The sequence below is a fragment of the Haloarcula quadrata genome (assembly GCF_003634715.1).
Lineage (GTDB): Archaea > Halobacteriota > Halobacteria > Halobacteriales > Haloarculaceae > Haloarcula > Haloarcula marismortui.
On sequence record NZ_RBWW01000001.1, the window covers coordinates 1,750,731 to 1,772,222 of the forward strand.

Genomic DNA, 21,492 nt, shown 5'->3' on the forward strand with positions numbered 1-21,492 from the left:
AGTGACTCACAGACTACCACAAGTAAACTTTTAATTGTGGAAGAACAAGTGGTAGACGTGACGAAACAACTCAAGGTATCCGACACCGTGTACGACGACCTTGACGAACTCAAGGACGAGGAGGACCACACGAGTTTCGACAGCGTACTCCGCACGCTCCTCCTCCACTACCGTCACGTCCAACCCAACGAGCAAGAATGACCGACTCACAGGCTCTCGTCAAGACGCTGGACTTCCAACTCGACATCCAGAGTGACAACGAGAGCCTGCTGTACGACGCCACCCGCGAAGCGCGGTCGGTGTACAACGAAACCATCCGTCTCGCCAAGCAAGGCGTCGACTGGGACGCGATTCCCGACCGTGTAGCCGACGACGCCAACCTCGTGAAAAACACGACACAGCGCGTCGTCGCCAAAGCACTCGGCGCGATGGAGAACTACTACGAGTACGACGACTTCGGCCAACCGAGCCACACTAAAGACGGTGCGTACCCGCTTCGAGGAAACTACGAGGAAGGGTACAACCTGTCGATCACCGACGACGGTGACGTGGCGTTTCGCATCAGCGCGAAGCCGTACAAGCACGTCACGGGCGTCCTCGAAGGTGACGACGCCCACCTCAACGTTCTCAAGACCGCTCTCGAAAGCGATGAGTGGAAGATTGGGACGGCGGAAGCCCTGTTCCACAACGACGACGCTGAGTTGCACGTCAACGTCACCAACACCGAACAGACCGTTCGAGACAAGCAGGACTCGCGGACGGTCGTCGGTGTGGACGTGAACGAAGACAACGTGGCTCTCACCGCTCTCTCCGAGGATGGCATTGAGGACTCGTTGGTTATTGACTTCCCCGAAATCAAGTTCGAGCGCCACCGCTACTTCACGATGCGGAAGCGCGTCCAGAACGCGGGGAAAGACAGCATCCACGACACGCTGGAAGGGCGTGAGGAACGGTTCGTCCGTGACCGACTCCACAAGGTGTCTCGACACATCGTGGAGTGGAGTCGTCAGTTCGAGAAGCCGTGCATCGTCTTTGAAGACCTCAAAGAGATGCGCGACAGTATCGACTACGGCACGCGGATGAACCGACGCTTGCACCACCTTCCGTTCCGCGCCCTCCAGTTCTATACGTCGTACAAGGCGTCGTTCGAGGGTATCCCGACTGCGTGGATTAACCCCGAGTACACGAGCCAACGGTGTCCGATGTGCGGACACACGGAACGTGCGAACCGTAACAAGAAACGGTTCAATTGTTGGGACTGTGGGCATCAAGACCACAGCGACCGTGGTGCAAGCGTCAACATTGCCGTGAAAGGCGTGAAGAAACTCGATTGGAATGTGCCTGCTCTCAACAGCCTTCCCGTTGTTCGGAAGGTGCGACGGCGGGCATCGGGGGCCGTGGACGCCCCGACCGTGACCCAACCGACCGTTCGAGGCTATCAGGCCGATGGTCGGATGGGAGTGTCCGACTAAACCACGGGAAGCCTCGGGGCTTGACCCCGAGGCGGTTCACCTCGTGCTCGAGGGCGACAACGAGCAGTTCAGAGTTGACCTAGACTCTATTGACTACCAGCAGGAGATAGAGACAGATATCTTCGGCACCAAGGCGCAGCACCCGACCGGTGATGGGACTGCTGACGACTCCAGCAATGGGTCCGACCGTTCGACAGCCGACAGCGCGACTGCAACCCCAACACCCGCGGAAACCGAAACAGACGGCGGATTACTGGACGGTGGGGACACAGAGACGGATGACGGCCTGCTCGACGACGGAGAGACGGAAACGGAAACCACGACGACGACCGAGACACCCACAGCGACCCCGACGGAGACGGCCACGCCGACTGAAACCGAGACAGACGATGGCGGCCTCCTCGGGTAGCCGATAGTAGTCTGCTCCCTCAGTTCTCGACACAGAGTGTCCCCGTGTCATCGACTGATACCGTATAGCCACAGTACTGGAACAGCATCGGTAACTCCTCTGACGGGGCATCCAGCACCGCGTCCAGTCGTTCACCGTCAACGACCATCTCAAGGCTCCCAAGTTGTGTAGGGTGGCAGTCCTCAAGTGCCGCGATGGTCTCTTTGACGGCGATATGAACGGGTGTCGATGGATCGACAGGCCGCTTCATACTGGACCGTTCACGACGTCCGATGAAAGGTGCAGGTGTTTTTCACAGCAACCGATCGTGGTAGTGAAACTGCCAAATTACGTGGTAGAGTCGGAAAACAGGACTGTCGCTGCGAACCGCAACTGCGGGCAGCGGGAGCCGCCTCACTCGATTGTCGTGTGCTCGGACTCCTCGTTGAGCGCGAGGTTCGTCGCGATCTCTGCGCTCCGGACCGCGAACTCGGCGGTCTGCTGGAGGCTGACAAGCACTTCACGCACTTCCAGTAGCGCCTCGTTGTCCATCTCCGGCAGGTCGTCGAGGATTTCGTGTTCCTTGTCGCCGATATCCTTGTACAGTTCTCGGACCTGAATCGCGGTGTCGTAGTTACGGTCGACAGCCGCCTGCACCGCCAGCTCGGTGATGTCGTTGACCTGGTCGGTAAACTCGCGGATGCGGCGCATCGTGGAGCTGTCGACGTTGAGCGAGTGGTCCTCGGTCTCCAGGGCGATCTCGGCGATGTCCTCGGCGTTGTCCGCCGTCAGTTCGAGGTTCTTCGCAATCGACCGATAGCCGATGAGCGGGAAGCCGTCGTTGAGGCCGATGGCCCGCGCAAGGTTGGGGTTCTGGTAGGCCGTGAAGATGAGCCGTAGCAGGAGGACGAATATCTTGTTGGCCTGTCGCTCACGGTTGAGCGCCCGCTGCGCGAGGTCGGGGTTGCCGTGGGCGAGGGACTTCACCGCTTCATTGCGCATCGTCGAGCCGGTGGATTCCAGCCGTTCGAGGAGGTTGTTGAGTGTGAAGTCCTCCGGGTCGACAGAGCAACGAATCGCAATCCGGTCGGGCGTCTCCTCGATGACGCCGAGGCCCATCAGCTGGGTTTCGGCGTTGTAGACGGCGTTGATGTGGGACGATTCTAGCGTCTCGCCTTCTGGGGCTTCGACGTGGATGACGCGCCGGCCGAGCACGTACTGGGCGACGATAGCCCGCTCGACGGACGCGGCATCGAGATTCTCCGCGTGGATGATAGCCTCTGATTCCTCGGTCTGGACGGACTCGGGCATGACTGTCAGCGTGCCTTTGCCGCCCATCCGCAGTGACACTTCGTCGCCTTTCTCGACATCGTGCGCACTGGCCCACTCCGCCGGCAACGTCATCGCGAGTGTCGACGGTCCCAATCGCTGGACTTTCCGGGTTTCCATATGTCCTTTGTGGGGCGTGAGATACCTTAATCTTGACTATACATGATAAAATGCCGGGAGCGATATATCATGGCTTGCTGTCATCGGCTGTAGGAGTTTCAGACGACTTCGACGAGTCTGCGTTCGTGCCGCCCGACGCGGACCCGCAGCCAGCCGCGCAGTTCCGCGTCTAATTCCGGGTCGCCGGTGTCGACACGGAGGGTGCCGATACCGTCTAGTTTCCGCCGCGAGGCGACCACTTCGAGGTCACACTGCCTGATGACCGCCGGCGATAGCTGCTGGTTCCCCCGACCGAACACGAACCCCTGCCCGCCGATAGGCGAAACGACGATGACATTTCGGTCACCAAGGGCGTCGAGGATGTCCGACTCGGCGGCGTCGCGGGCGAGCACCTCTCCGTCGCGCCATACGTCTACACCAAGCGTCGTTCCATCGAACCCCAGTTCCTCTTTGATAGCGCCAACAGTACTCCCCGGTCCAAGGACGTAGGTCACATCCGGGTCAGCGGCATTGGCGACGCTCTCGGCGAGGGATTCGACACTGCCGCCGCCCAGCTGCTTGGCTGACTGGCGCTGGTCTGCGACTGGGACCTCCGCGACGGCCCGGAGTTCGGTGACCACTTCCCCGCCTCTGAAGGCGTCCTCGTCGATATCGTTGACCTCCGCGCGCTCCGTCTCGGAGAAGCGGGCCACGATGCGCCCGGCCGCACGTGGCGACACGCCGAACACGGAGGAGTACACCTTAACACCGGCCGGGACGCCCAGAATCGGGATAGCCGCGTCCAAGTCGTCGAGGGTCGCCGCCACGTCGACAGCCGTGCCGTCGCCACCGACGAACAGAATCACGTCCGCATCCGCCTCGACGAACGCTCGGACCGCATCTCGGGTGTCCTCGCTGCCTGTCTCATCAGCGCTCGCCGGAGTGCCAACGACCGTCGGATCGAAGCCCGCCTCACGAGCGAGACGCTCTCCCATCGGGTCGCCGTACGTGAGCAGTTCCACGTCCGTCCCGACCTCGGCGAGTGAGGCAAGCGCTGTCCGTGCGCGGTCCGGTGCGCGTTGCTCCGCGCCGCGGCGGCGCGCTTCCGCGACTTTCCCGTCAGTGCCTTTGAGGCCGACGCGGCCGCCCATGCCGGCAATGGGGTTGACCACGACACCGATTCGTCGCATTCAGCGTCACTACGCGACCCCGCGGCAAAAGAGGCCCGGGAGCGTGCCTTTCAAGCCACCCCACGCAGAACGCACAGCTATGTCAGTCGTACTCCAGAGCGGCGTTCAGACAGGGATTATCAACGCGTCCGGCGCGGCCATCACGCTCGGTGGCCTGCTGCTTACGTTTCTCTGGCTGAACCACCTCTACCGGTAGTCACTCTGCCGTCGGTGACTCAACGCGTTCGCTGAACCACGCAGCCGCCTCCTCGACTAGCTCCTCCTCTGTCCCTTCGAACCGGACGGTCACGTGCTCGCCCGGATAGCTCCCGACCTTAACCGGGAACTGCTCCTGTACCTCTGCCAGTCGGTCAAGGAGTGCGCTCTCGGGCTCAGCGGCGTCGACGGTGCGAACGTACCGCTGCTCGCCGGCGAACTCTTCTGCGACCTCCTCGAACATCCGCTTCATTTCGCCCGGCACGCCCGGCAAGACATAGCAGCTCTCGACGACACAACCGGGCGCGACCCCCTCGTGGTTGGGCAAGACACGGGACCCCTCCGGTACCTCGCCCGTTCCGTCGGTCAGGTCGTCGCGCGTGTACCCGCCGTGTTCCTCCAGCCACGCAATGGCGTCCTCGCTCTCGACGACATCCCGTCCGAACGCCGCGGCGACGGCTTCGATTGTTTTGTCGTCGTGCGTCGGTCCAAGGCCGCCGGTGACGATGACGGCGTCGAACTCCGCGTGATACTCGTTGACCACGCGGGCAATGTCCGAGATCTCGTCGGGGACGACCGTCGTCCGACCGACGGTGACGCCGCGCTCCGCGAGTTGTTGTCCAAGCCACGCAGCGTTTGTGTTGACCGTCTCGCCACTGAGCAGTTCGTCTCCGACGGTGACTACCGCGACGCGCATACCGCCTGATTGGACTGGCAGACACAAATACTGTCGGTCATAGAACGTAGTAACTGTGTATCCGTTGAATCGGAGAGAAATGCTCCGTCAGGGATTTGAACCCTAGTCGTCACCGTGAGAGGGTGATATGATTGGCCGGACTACACCAACGGAGCGTACACAAGTTCGTAGCAAGGAGATACGTATAATCATTGCGTTTCAGCCCCGCCCTGTGCTGGTTTATCATGCTGTCAGCTGTAACTATTCCCAGATATCTGCGGTAGCGAAACGCGACACAGGCGTACAGCCGCCAGTATCACTCGTCGTCGAACGGTGACCCTGCGGCGTCGGGTTCCTGACCAGCGAGACTGATGATGTTCTCGCGGCCGACTCTGAGCTTCGAGATGTCGCCGTCGTCTTCCATGTCCGAGAGAAGCATACTCACCTTCGACTTCGACCAGTCGGTGCTGTCGACGATGTCGACCTGCTTCATCCGGCCACCGTTTTCCTCCAGCAGTTTGCGGACGCGGTCGCTGTCGGTGAGCAGTTCCTCGTCGGGGACTGCCGGTTCGTCAGGGGTGTCGGTGTCCGCCATTGCATCGCCCGAGGAAGCCGTCGATGGCTGCTCAGTGCCGCCTGTGGCCGACGCCGTCGGAGCGGGTGGTTCGTCATCGTCGGTTCCCAACACCCCTCCCAGCGCGCCGGACCGCCACGCGGCCACGCCACCGGCGACGACAATGAGACCGACGATGGCGGCCGGGAGCATCCACGATGGCCCGCCGGCGGCCTCGGCAGGTGTGTCATCGTCCGCCGTGGTGCGCTGCTCAGCACTAGCGCTCTGCCCGGTTTCGCGCGGCTGCAGTTCCACGTAGGGCCGACGGTCGTTGAACGACTGCTCGCCGTTCCACGTGACGCTCTCGCTGTTTTCGAGCGAGTCCGGGGCGCTCTGTGAGGCGGGGGCCGGCTGGACATCGGCGAATGCTAGCTCGGGGCCGCGCTCGAAGACGAACGACTGGCTCGGCCCGATGTAGAACCCGCCGTCGAACACGTCGCTGACCACGACTGCGTCGCCCTCGACGACCGCGAAGTTACGCCAGCGGAACGACATCCGCACGGTTCCAGTGTTCTGGAGCGGGTCGACCGTCGCCGACCGGTCGTAGTTGGTCGCACTCATGTTCCGGCCAGTCACGTTCGTCCCGTACTGTGTCAGCAGCGTCGACTGCTCGACGAAATTCTGGTACAGTGGCTGCTCCGACTGCTCGAACTCCCGGGCAAACTCCTCGAACTGCTGTTGTTCAGTGTCGTTTGCAAGCGGCGTCCGGTAGAGGATGGCCCACTTCGCCGACCCGTTCTGATACAGCGTGACCTGAAACGTCGTCCGGTCGAACCTTTCGGGCGTCTGGACGCCAATGCTCTCGTCGGCCGGCTGTGACATCGCCAGTGGCGCGGCACCGCTTCCCAGCAGGAGAGCCAGCACGAGACTGGCGACGACCAGGCGTACCATCTGTCGTATATCATCGATGGACCGCATAAAAGCGCTGTGAATAGCACCGTTCTCCGTCGATGTCGGGCCGATGTCCGGTGGTTTCTCGATACGGTTTCGGCTCAAAGCATTGGTGACCCAAGTCGGTGTCGTGCGCTGTGCGGGCGCTCGATCACCCGGCCGTCACTGGGTTCGAAGTGGCTCCCATCGGCAATCTGTCCCGTGGTATCAATCGTCTCTCGCTTGATACGTGACCATGGGAGGGGACGATTCCTGTTTTGACACCGGTGTCTTGGCTTCTACACCGGTATTTCGCACGAATTTCCGGTGGGTTATTTAGACAGGAGGGTCCAACGAAGGGTAACCTATGGGAATTGCTGAGTTCGCAAGAGACGGCCGTGTTGTGATGGGTGACCGGCCGGGGGCAGCAGTGGTGGCCGCTGTAAGTGGCTTCCTCCTGCTGGATTTAGTTGCAAAGCTCGCTGGGACAACCGTGTTCTTCCTCGGAGCCAAGTTACTGGGTGGGTCTCTCACCGTGAGTTCGTTGCTCTCAATGGTGGTGGACGGACTGCTCGTCGGACTGGCGGTCGGACTCGCCGGCATCGGCCTGTCGATGACATACAGCATCCTCGACTTCGCCAACTTCGCACACGGGGACACTGTGACCGTCGGGGCGTTCCTGGGGTGGGTCGCCGCGTACATCACCGCCGGCCTCGGGACTGGAGCCCCGATCTCGGAACTGTTCATGCTCAATTCGGGGCGGCAATTGAGCACCGTTTCGACGTTCCTTCCGGTGCTTCTCGGGCTTGTCGTCGCCGGCGTCGGGTCGATCGGTATCGTGTTACTCATCGACCGACTCACCTATCGCCCCATGCGCGATACGGACAACATCTCCTTGCTGATTGCGTCAATCGGTGTCGCACTCGCGTTGCGCTACCTCATCGCGTTCGTCTTCGGCACACAGACCAGTGGGGTCGCAAGCGGCGGGCTCCGGGTGACGCTGTTCTCGATGATCTCAGTCACAGACAACGAAATCACCCTGCTGGTGGTGTCGGTCCTGTTGATGCTCGGCGTCCATCTGCTGCTACAGCGGACGAAGCTCGGCAAAGCAATGCGGGCGATGGCCGACAACGAGGACCTCGCACGCGTGACCGGGATTCCGACCGAACGCGTGATTCGACTTACCTGGATTCTCGGTGGCGGCCTGGCAGGCATCGGTGGCTACCTGCTCGTGTTGGAAAGCGGCACGATATCATTCAATTTCGGCTGGATTCTGCTCCTGCTCATCTTCGCCGCAGTCATCGTCGGCGGCATCGGCTCGATATACGGGGCGATGGCCGGTGGCATCCTCATCGGGCTGGTCGACAGTCTGGCCCTGATATGGCTACCATCGGGACTGACCCGGGCCTCCGCGTTCCTCGTGCTCATCGTCGTCTTGCTGTTGCGCCCGTCCGGTATCTTCGGGGGGGTGTCGACAGCATGAGTGCTGTTGACACTGTTCGAAACCGTCTGGATGCGCTCCCTGACGTAGGGCTGGTCGTCGCCTTCATCGCCAGTATCTGGGCCGTCATGCTCGTGCTGGCGATCGCTGTCGGCGGGGCGAACTGGGCGAACCTCGCCGCCGGCTTCATCGGCAGCGTGACCGTCCTCATCGGCGGCTACGCCATCCTCGCGCTGGCACTGAATCTCCAGTGGGGGTACACCGGCCTGTTCAACATTGGTATTGCAGGGTTCATGGCCGTCGGCGCGTACACGACGGCGGTTCTCACCGCGCCGACGGACCCGGCCGCCGGGGCGGTCCCGGGGCTCGGCCTCCCGCTGTGGGTCGGCCTCATCGGTGGCATGGTGATGGCTGCTGTTATCGGCGGTCTCGCGGCGCTACCGGCACTCCGACTGAAGGCTGACTACCTCGCCATCGTGACGGTCGCGTTCTCCGAAATTATCCGGCTTATCGTCAACTGGAACGGTCTCGCCGAGGTCTCGCTGTTCGGCGTGCCGGTCGGGACCGGCGGCGCGACCGGTATCTCGTTCAAGTCCGCAAACGAGGTCGCGTCGACGCTCATCAACGGCGTCGGACAGCCACTCGTTACTGCTGCGGAGGGCGTCGGCGTCTCCGGGCCAAATCTGGCGAACCTCACGTACGGGATACTCCTCCTGCTGGTCGTGGCGGCGAGCTACTGGGTGCTCGCCCGTATCACGAACTCGCCGTTCGGTCGCGTGCTGAAGGCGATCCGCGAGGACGAAACCGTGACTCAGTCACTCGGCAAAGACACCCGGCGGTTCAAGATCAAGACGTTCATGATCGGCTGTGCGCTGATGGGGCTGGCTGGCGTTCTGTTCCGCGGGCAGGCGGGCTACGTCAGCCCACAGCAGTTCAGACCGACGATCACGTTCTACGTGTTCGCGGCGCTTATCATCGGCGGCTCGGGGTCCAACACCGGCAGCATCATCGGGGCGGCGACGTTCTCCGGACTGCTGTTCTATCTGCCGGCCCGACTGGGCGAGAACGTCTCGCTGGGCGGCACTCGCGCACCTAGCAACATCGTTGACGCGATCGCCGGGCTCGGGTCACTGGACCCGCTGCCGCTGCTCGCATACACCATTAGCAACGTCAGCACGCTCCGGTTCGTCCTCATCGGCGTCGTGCTGATATACATCATCCAGAACCAGCCAGACGGACTGCTCGGCCACCGAAACGAACCCGCAACGAGCGTGAGCCTTGACAGACCGCAGTCCGGGTCCGGAGGTGAGGCGAATGAGTGAACCCGACGCGGCACCGCGACAGGAGACCGCCGTCACGAGCGACGCGATCGAGTCGCCGCTGCTGGAAGTCACCGGCCTCCGCAAGGAGTTCGGTGGCGTTGTCGCGGTGGACGGGGCGACGTTCTCCGTGGCGGAGGGGTCGCTCACCGGCCTCATCGGCCCGAACGGGGCCGGCAAGTCGACGACGTTCAACTGTATCACCGGCATTCACGAGCCAACTGGTGGCCGGGTCACCTTCGACGGCCAGAACATTACCGGGCTCCCGCCGTACACACTCGCAAACCAGGGACTGGTCCGGACGTTCCAGATCGCCCGTGAACTGTCCGAGATGACGGTCCTGGAGAACGTGATGCTCGCGCCGGGTGGACAGGTCGGCGAGTCGGTCATCCGGTCGGTGACACCGGGGCTTCGCGGCGATGTGGTCAAGGCCGAAACGGCAGTTCGCGACCGCGCGTGGGAGACGCTGGAGTTCTTCGAGATCGACCATCTCGCCCACGAGAATGCCGGCAATCTCTCCGGTGGCCAGCGGAAACTGCTGGAGATGGCGCGGGTTCTGATGACCGAGCCCGAAATGATCCTTCTGGACGAGCCACTTGCCGGTGTCAACCCGACGCTTGAAGAAAAGCTGCTGGAGCGGATTCACGAACTCCGCCGAGAGCAGGGCCTGACCTTCCTGCTGGTCGAACACGACATGGACGTTATCATGAACAACTGCGAACACATCATCGTCATGCATCAGGGGAGCGTCCTCGCCGAAGGGGACGCCGAGACTATCACGTCGGACGAGCGCGTACTTGAGGCGTATCTGGGAGGTGACGTATGAGCCAGCGCGCGACAGAGTCCGAGGCTGTCACGCTCCCTGACCCAGCCGAGCGGCTCCTCGCCATCCGGGACCTCGATGCGGGCTACGGCGATCTGCAGGTCCTCAGTGACGTCCACATGGACGTTGCGGACGGCGAGTACGTCGTCATCGTCGGCCCGAACGGGGCCGGCAAGTCGACGGTGATGAAATCTGTCTTCGGTCTGACAACGTACATGGGCGGAGACGTCATTTTCGACGAGACCGACATCAGCCAGCGCAATCCCGACGAAATCATTTACGAGGGAATCAGCTACGTCCCACAGACCGGCAACGTGTTCGGCTCACTGAGCGTGCGCGAGAACCTCGAAATGGGCGCGTACATCCTCGATGAAGTACCGGAAGACCGGATCGAGGACGTGTACGACCGGTTCCCGATTCTCCGGGAGCGGTCCGAACAGTCAGCAGGGACGCTGTCGGGCGGCCAACAGCAGATGCTCGCCATGGGTCGGGCGCTGATGCTCGACCCCGATCTTCTGTTGCTTGACGAGCCTTCCGCCGGGCTTGCCCCCGACCTCGTCGAGGATATGTTCGACCGCATCGACCGCATCAACGACGACGGCACGGCTATTCTGATGGTCGAACAAAACGCAAAGGAGGCCCTCCGGCGGTGTGACCGTGGCTACGTGCTCGTGCAGGGTCAGAACCGCTACGAGGACGAAGGGACGGTCCTCCTCAACGACGAGCAGGTTCGTCAGGACTTCCTCGGCGGATAGCTCGAAGAAAGAATCGACGCCGGCAGCCCCGTTACTGGTTCATCGCGCTGTTGATTTCAGACGTGTAGGAGGACTGCTGTTGTTCGAAGCCGACCTGATTGACGATGGTCCCGCCTTCCGCTTCGAACGCGCCGGCGAACGCCTCCTGTAGCGCTTGGCCGTAGCTGTTGTTCACGTACAGCGTCGATGCGGTCTCCGCACCGAGTTCGCCCACGCCGACTTGCGCTAGGACCTGTCCCTGCAGCGCGTCGCTGGGCGGGGTGCGGAACATGTAATCGTTGTCTTCGAGGTCAGTAATCGTCGGTGACGTGGACGCTGGCGAACAGCCGACGACGCCGCTATCGATGAGCACGTTTCTGGCGACCTGAATCGACGTTTCGGAGCTGGCCGCCCCGGTTATCGACGGATAGCCTGCGCTGACGAGAGAGTTGGCCGCGTCGATGCCCGCCTGCGCCTGCGTCTGGGTGTCACCGACCTGGTAATCGAACTCGAAGTCGACTTCGCCTTCGAGTTGCAGGGCCGGGAGTAGCGCCCCGTCGCGGATTGGCCTGCCGAGCGGCCCGAGGTCGCCGGTTTCGGGCATCAACACGCCGAACTTGATCGTCCGTCCGGAGTCGCTCCCGGAGCCGTTCGGTTCCGGCTGCGGGATGTCGCTGCCAGCGCCGAAGTCGACGGTGCTGAGCGTATCGACGCCCCCTCCGTCCTGAAACCCGAAGACCTGGTACTGCGCCGAAGCCATGTCCCCGTTTTCGTCGAAGTTGACCGCACTCGAAGCCCCTTCGTACTGGATGTTCTCGCCCGCCGCGGCCGCTTCGACGGCCGCTGGCAACTCGGAGGGGCCGTACGACTCGCCGCCCGGGTTGGCGACGACGCGCATGTGGTCCCGGACGGCTTGCCCGTCGTTTTCGCCGGCCAATACGTTTGCGAGTATCTGGACCGCCGTCGCGTCGTAGGCCTGTGACGTAAACACACCGGCCTCTTCGTAATCGAACTCGGAAGTGAACTGCTCTGTGAACGTATCGACGCCGGGCCCGGCCGCCGATGGGGCCGTGCCACGGACATTTGACATATCGTCGCCGACGTTGCTCGGCAGTTCGCCGTCCTGCAGTCCGTCGGTGACGAGGATGTCGGCGGCGTCGTCGCCGTAGTCGGCGTAGAAGTCCTTGAACAGTTGCACACCGCTCTGGGGATAACCGACGACCATCAGCACATCCGGCGACTCCGGACCGCTGTCGCCACCGGACTCGGTCCCGGTTCCGGTCATCCCACCGTCGCCGCCGTCGCCGCCATCTCCACCGTCACCGCCGGTCTGTTCGGTTGAACAGCCTGCCAATCCGCCAAGCAGACCAACAGTGGTTACCGCTCCAGTGCGCTTCAGGAACGCTCGCCGATTGGTATCGCTACTCATACCACTTACCACTGATTCACATCTTATAAAACTATATCCTCCCGTGCCACTGCCGTTCCGTAGTCTGCTACAGTCTCGCCGATATTTTTTGTTGGTATCGTTAGATATTAACGGCGGACTGAACGCAACCGGCCCAGATACCGCTCGGACTCTCGGCACAGCCGCAAAAAAACGTCGGGTGTCGCCCGTTACTCGAAGTGACTGACCGACTTCTCGTACTCTTCAGCAGCCTTGTCCCAGTCGACAACCTCGAAGAAGGCGTCGATGAAGTCACCACGGGCGGGACCGTAGTCGTAGTAGTAGGAGTGCTCCCAGACGTCGAGTGCGAGGATGGGATGGGAGCCCCAGAGCGCGCCCTGGTCGTGCTTGTCGACCGGCACGTTGCGCAGTTGCTTGGCAACGGGGTCGTACACGAGCAGCGCCCAGCCGCCAGCAGCTGATGCAGCGGCTTCGAACTCGCCCTTCCAGCCCTCGTAGGAGCCGAAGTCCTCCTCGATGCGGTCGAGGAGTTCGCCTTCCGGCTCACCGCCGCCGTTGGGGTCCATGTTCTCCCAGAACAGCGTGTGGAGATAGTGACCACAGCCGTTGTGGGTGACGTTACCCATCGCAGCAGCGCTTGAACCGAAGTCACCGGCGTCGCGGTTCTCTGCAAGCGTCTCCTCGGCCGATTCGAGGCCGTTTACGTACCCTTGATGGTGGGTGTCGTGGTGCCAGGTGAGCACCTGCTCGGAGATGTGTGGCTCCAGTGCGTCGTAGTCGTACGGGAGCGGTGGCAGTTCGGGATTTGAATGTTCGGACATATGAAAACGCCTCCATCAGTATTGTCGCGCGGCTGCCTGTTAAACGTTTAGGAGCCATTTGGTAGCACTCAACAAGGACAGCGAGACGGAGCCGTATCTGCCCGCGGCACTGACGCCAACACGTGGCCTCGTCCCGCGTGTAAGCACTCAGGAGAGTTCAATGGATCTGAACGAACCGCTCTAGTCGTCTCCTCTGGCCCGCTCGAACATCGCCAGCGCCTCTTCCCGGCGCTCGCTGTGGTCGACAACTGGGTCCGGGTACTCCGGTGCGGCGCTGCGCCGTTGTGTGAGGGAACAGTCGTTCCAGTCGTGGATGATCTCGGGTGCAGCGTCCCGTAGCTCCGGGACGTATTCCTTGATATACTCGGCGTTCGGGTCGTAGTCTTCGCCCTGTGTCATCGGATTGAAGATGCGGAAATAGGGCTGCGCGTCGGTCCCCGTGGAGGCCGCCCATTGCCAGCCACCGTTGTCGTTTGCCGTGTCGTGATCGACCAGTTTCTCCCGGAACCACTCGTAGCCGTGTCGCCAGTCGATGAGCAGGTCCTTCGTGAGGAAGGAGGCGACGATCATCCGGACGCGGTTGTGCATGTACGCCTCGTCACGGAGCTGTCGCATTCCGGCGTCCACGATGGGATAGCCCGTCTCACCGTCCTTCCATGCCTGCAACAGTTCCTCGTCGTTCTCCCACTCGATGGGGTTCTCGTATGATTTGTAGTTCGAGCTCACGACGTGTGGATGGGCAAACAGTACCTGTGTGTAGAACTCCCGCCAGGCCAGCTGGGACTGGAACTCCCGGACGGAGTCGCGGCGGTCGCCGCCGGTCCCCTCCTTGGCAGCCTGTGTCCGGTCGTACACCTCCCGAATACCGATAGTTCCGAACTTCAGATGGGCCGAGAGCCGCGAGGTGCATTCGTCGGCCGGGAAATCCCGTCGCTCCTCGTACTCGTAGACGTTCTCGTCGAGGAAGTCATCAAGCAGGGCGCGCGCTTCTTCGGTTCCCGCTGCGGGCACGTCCGCTTCTGGCTCCTCGAAGCCGAGGTCAGCCAGTGTTGGGAGCGCGTCGCCGTCGACATCGGCCAGTGTGTCGGCCGACGGGGGGTCGTAGGGGCCCGCCTTCTCGCGGTCGTGCCACTTCCGGCCGAAGTAGGTGAAGACGCTGTAGGGGTCGCCGTCGTTCGTCGTAATCTCGCCCGGTTCGTGCAACACAGCGTTCTGGACGGCCTCGCGGGCCACGTCGGCGTCGTCAAGCGCTTGCCGGACAGCCGCGTCGCGTTCCCGTGCGAGCCCTGAGTAGTCCTTGCCCCAAGTGACCTTCTCTGCGCCGTGCTGGGCTGCCAGTTCTGGCAAGACGGATGTGGGGTCGCCCTCGGCAACGACGAGGTCACTACCCTTGTCGCGGTACCACTCGCGCAAACTGTCGAGCGCGTCAAGCATGAACGCGACCCGGGGCGGGCCGGCGTGGTCGAGAACGGCCGTGTCGAAAATGAATACCGGGACGACCGGGTCAGATGGGGTCGCCGCGGCGAGGCCAGCGTTGTCCGTTGCCCGGAGATCACGGCGATGCCAGTGCAGGCGCATACCTAGTACACGGACTAGCCCGGGCAAAAGGTACTGCCCAACGATGTTGGTCTGTCAGGCGCTGACGGACACCACTGTTATCTTTCCGCCGGTCAAGTGCCCACACATGGAAGACGCGACCGTGACGCAGTCTGTTGACGACGAGATCGCTACAATAACGCTGAACCAGTCGGAGTCGCGAAACGCCCTGTCAGCGGAGTTGGCCGACGCGCTCACTGCCACGTTCGAATCGGTGACCGACAGCGACGCCCGGTGTGTCGTACTGGAAGGCGCAGGCCCAGCCTTTTGCGCTGGCGGGGACATCAATGCGATGTTACAGGGCGTGAAACACGACCGACCGCCGGCCACACAGGTCGAACTGGTGGTTTCGTCACTCCATGAAGCGATCCGGACCGTCCACAGCTGTCCGCTCCCGGTCGTCGCGAAAATCGACGGCCCCGCCTTCGGTGCCGGTGCAGGACTCGCGCTGGCCTGTGATACACAGGTCGCAAGCACTGACGCCCAGATCGGCTTTGGCTTCCGGCAGGTCGGCCTGGCAAGTGACTCCGGCGTCTCCTATTTCCTGCCACGAATCGTCGGCCCGAACAAGGCCAAGGAACTCCTGTTTACCGGCGAACTGCTGGATGCTTCGGCAGCCGAGGAACTGGGGCTGTTCACCCGTGTGTTCGACACAGAGACGTTCGAATCAGCCTTTTCGGAGCTCGTTACAGACATCGCCGCTGGACCGACAGTCGCGCTCAGCCACGCCAAGCGGCTGGTCAACCGGAGCTTGGACAGTTCGCTGGAACAGGCACTCGAAAACGAAGCCACCGCGCAGGGGCTCGCGTTCACGACTGACGACCACGAGGAAGGGACGACCGCGTTCGTCGAGAAGCGTGACCCAGAGTTCACGGGCCAGTAAGCTGATTAGCGTGGCCGACACCACCACTGATTCAGCAACCAGAGACCAGACAGACAGATGGTACCTACGAACGTTCCAACACTGACTCGACCGACCACCGACACTGACACCGAGCGCGCCTGTGCTCCCGATAGGAGGGCAGTCACAGCATGACCGACGACCCCCCGGACTGGGAGTTCAGCGAGCGTGATATGTGCATTCTGCGCGAACTCTCGGCGGACCCCAAGCGGTCGTCCCGTGAGCTTGCAGATCTTCTCGAATCGAAGTACGGTATCGACGTGTCCCATGTGACTATCAGTGAATCGATTCGGGAGATGCGCAACGAAGGCGTCTTCAGGGAAACTATCGTCCCGAACGAGGAGCTGTTCAATTTCGCGCTGTTTGAGTTTAAGTTCAACCCTGAGAATTTTGCCGACTCCTGGCACGACGCGATGGTGTCCATCCGGGACGACCGGCACACGCTGTTTTACTTCCTCTCCGACGGCGAATATCAGTGGAAATCAGTGATGATGTTCCCGAGCCGGACGGCCGAATCCCGCTGGATACACGACTTCTACAAGGAACACGGCGACGTGATCCAGAACATCCGGAACTCGGTCGTTCACAACGTCCTGAAGTTCAAGACGGACCCAGAGCTGTTCACCGAACTTGACGGCGAGAAATCGTAGCCAAGAGGAGACAGATCGAAATAAAGACGAGAGGGCGCGACTCAGGACCGGCCTGGTTACAGTTTCCGCTCGGCGTCCTCGGCCAGTTCCTTCATCCGCTTGCTGACCCGACCCGCATCCGAGAACTCGTCTTCGCTCATCGCCGTCGCCAGCGAGTTCCCAAGTACGAACACGGCGTGTTTGTGCTCGCTTTTCGATTTGTGGACATCCGATGGCCGCACGTCAAGTTCTTGGTACGCGTCGAACAGGTCCGGGTCGACTGAGTCCATGTCGTCGCGGAAGTACTCCATAATCGTCACCATCTGCTCGTGTAGTTCGAGAAGCTCGTCTTTGTGCATGGCTACAGTATACGGTGGCACGTCTATAAGAATTGCTTGAGAAGGGATACCAGACGCTCACGCCTGTATTTTCAGAAGACGTACTCGTCGTCGTGGCCCATCATGCCGTCTTCTTCGAACCCTGGCTCCTCGTCTTCGTCCTGTGGTCCGGAGGTTTTGTACGCCTTGAGCCCGGTCGACAGGAGGTCCTCAATGGCTTCCTCGCGGTTGAGGAACTCGCCTTTCTCGACGAGCTGCGCGATTTGCATCTCCAGGTGTTCCGGGATATTGATCTCTACCTTAGGCATCGCAACATAGGGGGCTTCGACTATGCCCTATTTAAACTTGACGGGGGTATGTTCGTAGATTGCAGAATTACAATTGTAGAACTGAGAGAGGAACTTTGTGAACCCAGATATTAATTTCTACGAATCGGAATCCGAGAGCCGCCATGTCGTGCGGCGGCCCGGAGCGGCGTGAAATCGGCCGCGCCACGACAGCGGTCCGATCGAAGTTCACTGTGTGGAATCGAGCGTATAGTTAGGCTCAAAGGTGCGCAATCCTAAGGCATGGCTGATGGAACCACTGCGTGGTGACGAGACGACGGTTGGTGAGACAACGGTCGTCGCACGCGGGTGTCGCCTCGACGATGCACCGGTGCGGGCGGTACTGGAGACGGACGCTCGCCCCCGGTTCTTCTGGGCGGCCGGTACAGAGTCAATCGCGGCCCGCGGGAGCGCGGCGACTGTGACTGCCGACGGGCAGTCGCGGTTCGACGACGTGCGGACAGCAGTCGAAGCACTGTTCGATGACTGCTCAGTGCCCGACAGCCTCCCGAGCATCGCTCGACCGCGAGCGTTCGGCGGGTTCGCTTTCCACAACGGAACGCATGAAGGAGAGGACTCTCCCTGGGATGGGTTCCCCAGTGCGGCGTTTTTCCTCCCCGAAATACAGGTAACCAGAAGGGACGACGATGCCTGGCTCACAACGGTCGCGACAGGACCTGAGGCCGCGACCGAAGCGGAGGCGCTACTGGAGGAATGGCGCGACCGACTGGTCGCAGACTCCGAGCGCAATCCGGGTACGCCGCCGGGAATCTCACACCGGAAGCGCACGCCAACACAGGACGGCTGGCGCGAGCAGGTGGCGGCCGCCACAGAGAGTATCGACCGGGGCGAGCTCCAGAAGGTCGTGCTCGCCCAGAGTCTCAGCGCCACACTGGACGCGGAGCTATCGGTCCCGGACGTGATGGCCCGGTTGTCGGAGACGTACCCGGACTGCTACCGGTTCATGTTGTCGCCCGACTCCGGCGGCACCTTCTTCGGAGCCACGCCGGAGCGGCTGGTCTCAGTTCGCGGGCGAACCGTCCGGACGGAGGCGCTGGCCGGTTCAACGGGACGGGGCGACACACCCGCCGAGGACGAGTGGCTCGCCGCCGAACTCCTCGACAGCGAGAAGGACCGCCACGAGCAGAAGCTCGTCGCCGACGCGATACGGGACCAACTGGAACCGTTCGCTTCGACGGTCCGCATCGGCGACCGGACCGTTCGCCGACTCGCCACGGTTCAGCACCTTCGAACATCGATAACAGCTGAACTGGACGACGACGAGCACGTCCTCTCGCTCGTCGAGGCGCTCCACCCGACGCCAGCTGTGGGCGGACTGCCCCCGGACGCGGCGCTGCGGACTATCCGCGAGACAGAGGCATTCGATCGGGGCTGGTACGCTGCCCCGGTCGGTTGGGTCGACGCCGCCGGCAACGGGACCTTCGCCGTCGGCATCCGCTCGGCCGTCGCCACGGAGCGCGAGGCGACGCTCTTTGCAGGCGCGGGCATCGTCGCGGACAGCGACCCCGACCGCGAGTGGGACGAGGTCCAGCTCAAATACCGGCCGATACTGGACGAGCTGGAATGACCGCCCCGAACGTCAACACGCTGTGGGCAGAGACGCTCGTTTCCGAACTGGCCGCGGGCGGCGTCGACGCGGTGTGTCTCTCGCCCGGTAGCCGCTCAACGCCGCTGACGGTCGCATTCGCCGAGCATCCTGATATTGAGGTGTTCTCTCACCTCGACGAGCGGTCGGCGGCCTTTTTTGCGCTTGGACGCGCCCGCCGGACCGGCGAGCCGACGCCGCTGGTCTGCACATCGGGGACCGCCGCGGCGAACTACCACCCGGCGGTCATCGAAGCCAACCAGTCGGGCGTCCCGCTGCTCCTGCTGACGGCGGACCGCCCGCCGGAACTCATCGACAGCGGAGCGAACCAGACTGTCGATCAGGAGAAACTGTACGGCGACGCTGTCCGCTGGTATCGCGATATGCCAGAGCCGGAGGCCGAGCCACGGAAGGTCCGGATGTTGCGGACCACGGCGGCCCGCGCACTCGCGGAGAGTACCGGAGCCGACCCGGGACCGGTCCACCTGAACTGTCGGTTCCGGAAGCCGCTGGAACCGACGCCGATGCCTGAGGACGACCCGGCGAGCGTTCCCGCTGGCTGGGCGGGCGGCGACGACGCGGCCGAAACCGGACGCGACGGGCCGTTCGTCACGACAAGCGAGGGCGTCGCTACGCCGGACGAGCGGACAGTGCGCCGCGTGCAGGACGCACTTGAGGCCGCCGAACGAGGCCTCATCGTCGCTGGGCCGGCCGACCAGGGACTCAGTGCAGATTCGCTTGAACGGCTGGCGGCAGCCACGGGCTTCCCCGTTCTGGCGGACCCGCTGTCGGACCTGCGGTTCGGCCCCCACGTCGACCGGCTCGATGTGCCGGTCTGTGGCGGCTACGACGGCTATCTCGGAAGCGACAGCGTCGACCAGTGGGACGACCCCGATGTCGTCGTCCGGTTCGGTGCGTCGCCGACCTCGAAGCCACTGCGTCACTACCTCTGGGACGCCGACTGTCAGCAGTTCCTCGTTGACCCGGCCGGCGGCTGGTCGGAGGCCGAGTTCACCGCCACGGACCTACTCGTTGCCAACCCCGACGCCACCGCAGATGCGCTCGCGGGCGAGACGCTGGGTGGCGTTGCAGCGTCGTGGCGAGAACAGTTCATTAGGGCGGAGCAAACCCACTGGGACGCCGTTACTGAAACCGCTTCGGAGACCTACTGGGAAGGGGGCGTCCTCTCAGATGTGACTGCGTTGGCCCCGGACCCGGCTACACTGTTCATTTCGAACAGTATGCCGATACGAGATATGGACCGCTTTGGCGGCCCCCGTGACGCCGACCTGACCGTACTGGGTAACCGCGGGGCCAGCGGTATCGACGGCATCACTTCGACGGCGCTCGGGGCCGGCAGCGCGACATCCGACCCGCTCGTGCTCGTCACCGGCGACTTGGCGTACTACCACGACATGAACGGCCTGCTCGCGCTCGGCCGCTGTGCGGTAGACGCGACGGTCGTCCTGCTCAACAACGACGGCGGCGGCATCTTCCACATGCTGCCCATCGAGGACCATCCCACCTTCGAGGACCAGTTCCGAACGCCACACGGGCTCGATTTCGAGCCGACGGAGGCGCTCTATTCCCTGCAGTTCGAGCGGGTGGCCGACCGCCGGCAGTTCCGCGAGCGGTTCGCCGAGTCAGTCCAGACAGATGGGACAGAGGTCATCGAGGTCCGGTTCGACGCGGGTGACAGCCACGCAGTCAGAGACCAGCTTACCGAACAGGTCGCCGAAACCCTCGCTGGCGACTGATTTTCAGAGCCGCAACACCGACGCTGTCAACAGCGACAGTCCGAACGGGAGCCACGTCCCCGACAGCGCGAGAGCCCCCACAAGCGAGAACGCGCTGATATTCAACGTGACCAGCAGCACCGCCGTCATCAGACTCCAGCTCCCGAACACCATAATTGCGATAGTAGGTTCGGACTGGAGGTAGCCGATCATGAAGAGGGTGCAGACCCCAATTGTCAGGTTCACCCACAGCGGGAACGCCGGGAGTAACGCGCTGAACAGCAGTACCGGATAAAGCGCGAACGTGATGGCAAACAACGTCAGCCCCCGGCCGGTCGGCATCTCCAGAAGCGACCCGCGGGACGGGGTGTCAGTCTGGCGGACGGAGTACGCGGACGAAGAACTCCAGGTGGCACCGTTGCCGGCGTTGTCGCTGAAGCCGCTGGTCGCGGTGGCCCCGGAGCGCCGGGTCGACGCTGAGTTCGACGCGGTCGCCGTCCCGCTGGTCGTATCAGTCGATTGCTCGTTGCTCGACGACGCATCAGTGTCGGTGGTTGATCGCTCGTCTCTGTCATCGGCGACGCGGTCTCTGGCAGCCCGTTCACGTCGCGCCCGATCCCGGGCGTTTGTCCGGGCTGTACTTCGGTCAGTGCTCGCTTCGGTTCGGTCGCCAGCCGATCCAGACTCGTCATAGCCCGCGCGCCGTGCCGCTTCGGAGACGTTACTGCCACCGTCGTCCGGTATATTATGTTTGCCCGCAACATAGGCGTCGTGACCCAGCCGATCGTATCGCGCCCGCTCGCCCTCGTCGGTGAGCACGTCGCGGGCTTCAATGAGCCGCTGTGTCGCCTCGCCGGCGTCGGCCGCATCGCTCACGTCAGGATGGGTTTCCTTCAGTCGCTCCCGATAGGCCGCTTCGATAGCCGCCGTCGAGGCGTCAGTTGGAACGCCCAGTACCTCGTAGAACGTCTCTGTCATGCCG

Annotated in this window: 22 protein-coding genes and 1 tRNA gene; 11 read left to right on the top strand and 12 right to left on the bottom strand. The window is 62.7% G+C overall.

Annotation, left to right across the window (positions count from 1 at the left end; all coding sequences use genetic code 11):
• The first annotated feature begins 57 nt into the window (after positions 1-57).
• The 3 genes from BDK61_RS23355 to BDK61_RS09005 are packed head-to-tail and all read left to right on the top strand — an operon-like array spanning position 58 to position 1,881.
• A complete protein-coding gene (locus BDK61_RS23355) occupies positions 58-201 on the top strand; it encodes a hypothetical protein (protein ID WP_167467369.1) in 144 nt (47 codons plus the stop codon).
• On the top strand, positions 198-1,472 hold the full coding sequence (locus tag BDK61_RS09000; RefSeq protein ID WP_121303045.1) for an RNA-guided endonuclease TnpB family protein: 1,275 nt from the start codon (positions 198-200) through the stop codon (positions 1,470-1,472). Before BDK61_RS23355 ends, BDK61_RS09000 begins: the two co-directional genes overlap by 4 nt.
• The gene (locus tag BDK61_RS09005; protein ID WP_121303046.1) at positions 1,447-1,881 is read left to right on the top strand and encodes a hypothetical protein; all 435 of its coding nucleotides are present in this window, start codon (positions 1,447-1,449) and stop codon (positions 1,879-1,881) included. The genes BDK61_RS09000 and BDK61_RS09005 overlap by 26 nt, the downstream gene beginning before the upstream one ends.
• A 19-nt stretch (positions 1,882-1,900) precedes the next feature.
• Here BDK61_RS09005 and BDK61_RS09010 read toward each other — a convergent pair whose 3' ends face one another.
• The 6 genes from BDK61_RS09010 to BDK61_RS09035 form a co-directional block, all read right to left on the bottom strand.
• Entirely contained in the window at positions 1,901-2,131 is a 231-nt protein-coding gene (locus tag BDK61_RS09010; protein WP_011223253.1) for a HalOD1 output domain-containing protein, read from the bottom strand.
• 143 nt (positions 2,132-2,274) lie between these two features.
• Entirely contained in the window at positions 2,275-3,309 is a 1,035-nt protein-coding gene (locus BDK61_RS09015; RefSeq protein WP_004961528.1) for a phosphate signaling complex PhoU family protein, read from the bottom strand.
• Between the two features lie 98 nt (positions 3,310-3,407).
• Positions 3,408-4,478: an ATP-NAD kinase family protein gene (locus BDK61_RS09020; protein ID WP_121303047.1), complete on the bottom strand. Its 1,071-nt coding sequence runs from the start codon at positions 4,476-4,478 to the stop codon at positions 3,408-3,410.
• A 196-nt stretch (positions 4,479-4,674) separates the two neighbouring features.
• On the bottom strand, positions 4,675-5,370 hold the full coding sequence (locus BDK61_RS09025; RefSeq protein WP_121303048.1) for a competence/damage-inducible protein A: 696 nt from the start codon (positions 5,368-5,370) through the stop codon (positions 4,675-4,677).
• 80 nt (positions 5,371-5,450) lie between these two features.
• Positions 5,451-5,525: transfer RNA gene (locus tag BDK61_RS09030), tRNA-Glu, on the bottom strand.
• Positions 5,526-5,665: 140 nt separating this feature from the next.
• Entirely contained in the window at positions 5,666-6,880 is a 1,215-nt protein-coding gene (locus tag BDK61_RS09035) for a helix-turn-helix transcriptional regulator (protein WP_121303049.1), read from the bottom strand.
• 319 nt (positions 6,881-7,199) lie between these two features.
• Between BDK61_RS09035 and BDK61_RS09040 the strand changes: the two genes are divergently transcribed.
• From BDK61_RS09040 to BDK61_RS09055, 4 genes are read left to right on the top strand one after another with little or no spacing between them, the layout of a single operon-like run.
• The gene (locus tag BDK61_RS09040) at positions 7,200-8,315 is read left to right on the top strand and encodes a branched-chain amino acid ABC transporter permease (protein WP_007190409.1); all 1,116 of its coding nucleotides are present in this window, start codon (positions 7,200-7,202) and stop codon (positions 8,313-8,315) included.
• Positions 8,312-9,595, top strand: a complete 1,284-nt coding sequence (locus BDK61_RS09045; protein ID WP_121303050.1) for a branched-chain amino acid ABC transporter permease — start codon at positions 8,312-8,314, stop codon at positions 9,593-9,595. Before BDK61_RS09040 ends, BDK61_RS09045 begins: the two co-directional genes overlap by 4 nt.
• A complete protein-coding gene (locus tag BDK61_RS09050; protein WP_011223258.1) occupies positions 9,588-10,418 on the top strand; it encodes an ABC transporter ATP-binding protein in 831 nt (276 codons plus the stop codon). The genes BDK61_RS09045 and BDK61_RS09050 overlap by 8 nt, the downstream gene beginning before the upstream one ends.
• Positions 10,415-11,170 carry an ABC transporter ATP-binding protein gene (locus BDK61_RS09055; RefSeq protein ID WP_004961509.1) on the top strand — a complete coding sequence of 252 codons (756 nt, stop codon included), beginning with the start codon at positions 10,415-10,417 and terminating at the stop codon, positions 11,168-11,170. Before BDK61_RS09050 ends, BDK61_RS09055 begins: the two co-directional genes overlap by 4 nt.
• A 31-nt stretch (positions 11,171-11,201) precedes the next feature.
• Here BDK61_RS09055 and BDK61_RS09060 read toward each other — a convergent pair whose 3' ends face one another.
• From BDK61_RS09060 to BDK61_RS09070, 3 genes are all read right to left on the bottom strand, one after another.
• Entirely contained in the window at positions 11,202-12,578 is a 1,377-nt protein-coding gene (locus tag BDK61_RS09060; protein ID WP_049919182.1) for an ABC transporter substrate-binding protein, read from the bottom strand.
• Positions 12,579-12,766: 188 nt separating this feature from the next.
• Positions 12,767-13,378 carry a superoxide dismutase gene (sod, locus tag BDK61_RS09065; protein ID WP_004961502.1) on the bottom strand — a complete coding sequence of 204 codons (612 nt, stop codon included), beginning with the start codon at positions 13,376-13,378 and terminating at the stop codon, positions 12,767-12,769.
• 180 nt (positions 13,379-13,558) lie between these two features.
• Positions 13,559-14,956: a cryptochrome/photolyase family protein gene (locus BDK61_RS09070; protein ID WP_121303051.1), complete on the bottom strand. Its 1,398-nt coding sequence runs from the start codon at positions 14,954-14,956 to the stop codon at positions 13,559-13,561.
• Positions 14,957-14,999: 43 nt separating this feature from the next.
• Between BDK61_RS09070 and BDK61_RS09075 the strand changes: the two genes are divergently transcribed.
• On the top strand, positions 15,000-15,857 hold the full coding sequence (locus tag BDK61_RS09075; RefSeq protein WP_121303052.1) for an enoyl-CoA hydratase/isomerase family protein: 858 nt from the start codon (positions 15,000-15,002) through the stop codon (positions 15,855-15,857).
• 149 nt (positions 15,858-16,006) lie between these two features.
• Positions 16,007-16,525, top strand: coding sequence for an Lrp/AsnC family transcriptional regulator (locus tag BDK61_RS09080; protein WP_121303053.1), 519 nt, complete (start codon positions 16,007-16,009; stop codon positions 16,523-16,525).
• 56 nt (positions 16,526-16,581) lie between these two features.
• Here the strand turns inward: BDK61_RS09080 and BDK61_RS09085 are convergent, their stop codons facing one another.
• A complete protein-coding gene (locus BDK61_RS09085) occupies positions 16,582-16,863 on the bottom strand; it encodes a UPF0058 family protein (protein WP_004517945.1) in 282 nt (93 codons plus the stop codon).
• A gap of 71 nt (positions 16,864-16,934) precedes the next feature.
• On the bottom strand, positions 16,935-17,150 hold the full coding sequence (locus tag BDK61_RS09090; protein WP_004517946.1) for a ribbon-helix-helix domain-containing protein: 216 nt from the start codon (positions 17,148-17,150) through the stop codon (positions 16,935-16,937).
• 268 nt (positions 17,151-17,418) lie between these two features.
• On the opposite strand from BDK61_RS09090, the gene BDK61_RS09095 reads away from it, so the two are divergent.
• Both BDK61_RS09095 and menD read left to right on the top strand, forming a co-directional pair.
• Positions 17,419-18,756: an isochorismate synthase gene (locus BDK61_RS09095; RefSeq protein ID WP_004961490.1), complete on the top strand. Its 1,338-nt coding sequence runs from the start codon at positions 17,419-17,421 to the stop codon at positions 18,754-18,756.
• The gene (menD, locus tag BDK61_RS09100; RefSeq protein ID WP_121303054.1) at positions 18,753-20,531 is read left to right on the top strand and encodes a 2-succinyl-5-enolpyruvyl-6-hydroxy-3-cyclohexene-1-carboxylic-acid synthase; all 1,779 of its coding nucleotides are present in this window, start codon (positions 18,753-18,755) and stop codon (positions 20,529-20,531) included. The genes BDK61_RS09095 and menD overlap by 4 nt, the downstream gene beginning before the upstream one ends.
• A 3-nt stretch (positions 20,532-20,534) precedes the next feature.
• On the opposite strand, the gene BDK61_RS09105 is transcribed toward menD, so the two are convergent.
• Positions 20,535-21,488: a J domain-containing protein gene (locus BDK61_RS09105; RefSeq protein WP_121303055.1), complete on the bottom strand. Its 954-nt coding sequence runs from the start codon at positions 21,486-21,488 to the stop codon at positions 20,535-20,537.
• Between the last annotated feature and the right edge of the window lie 4 nt (positions 21,489-21,492).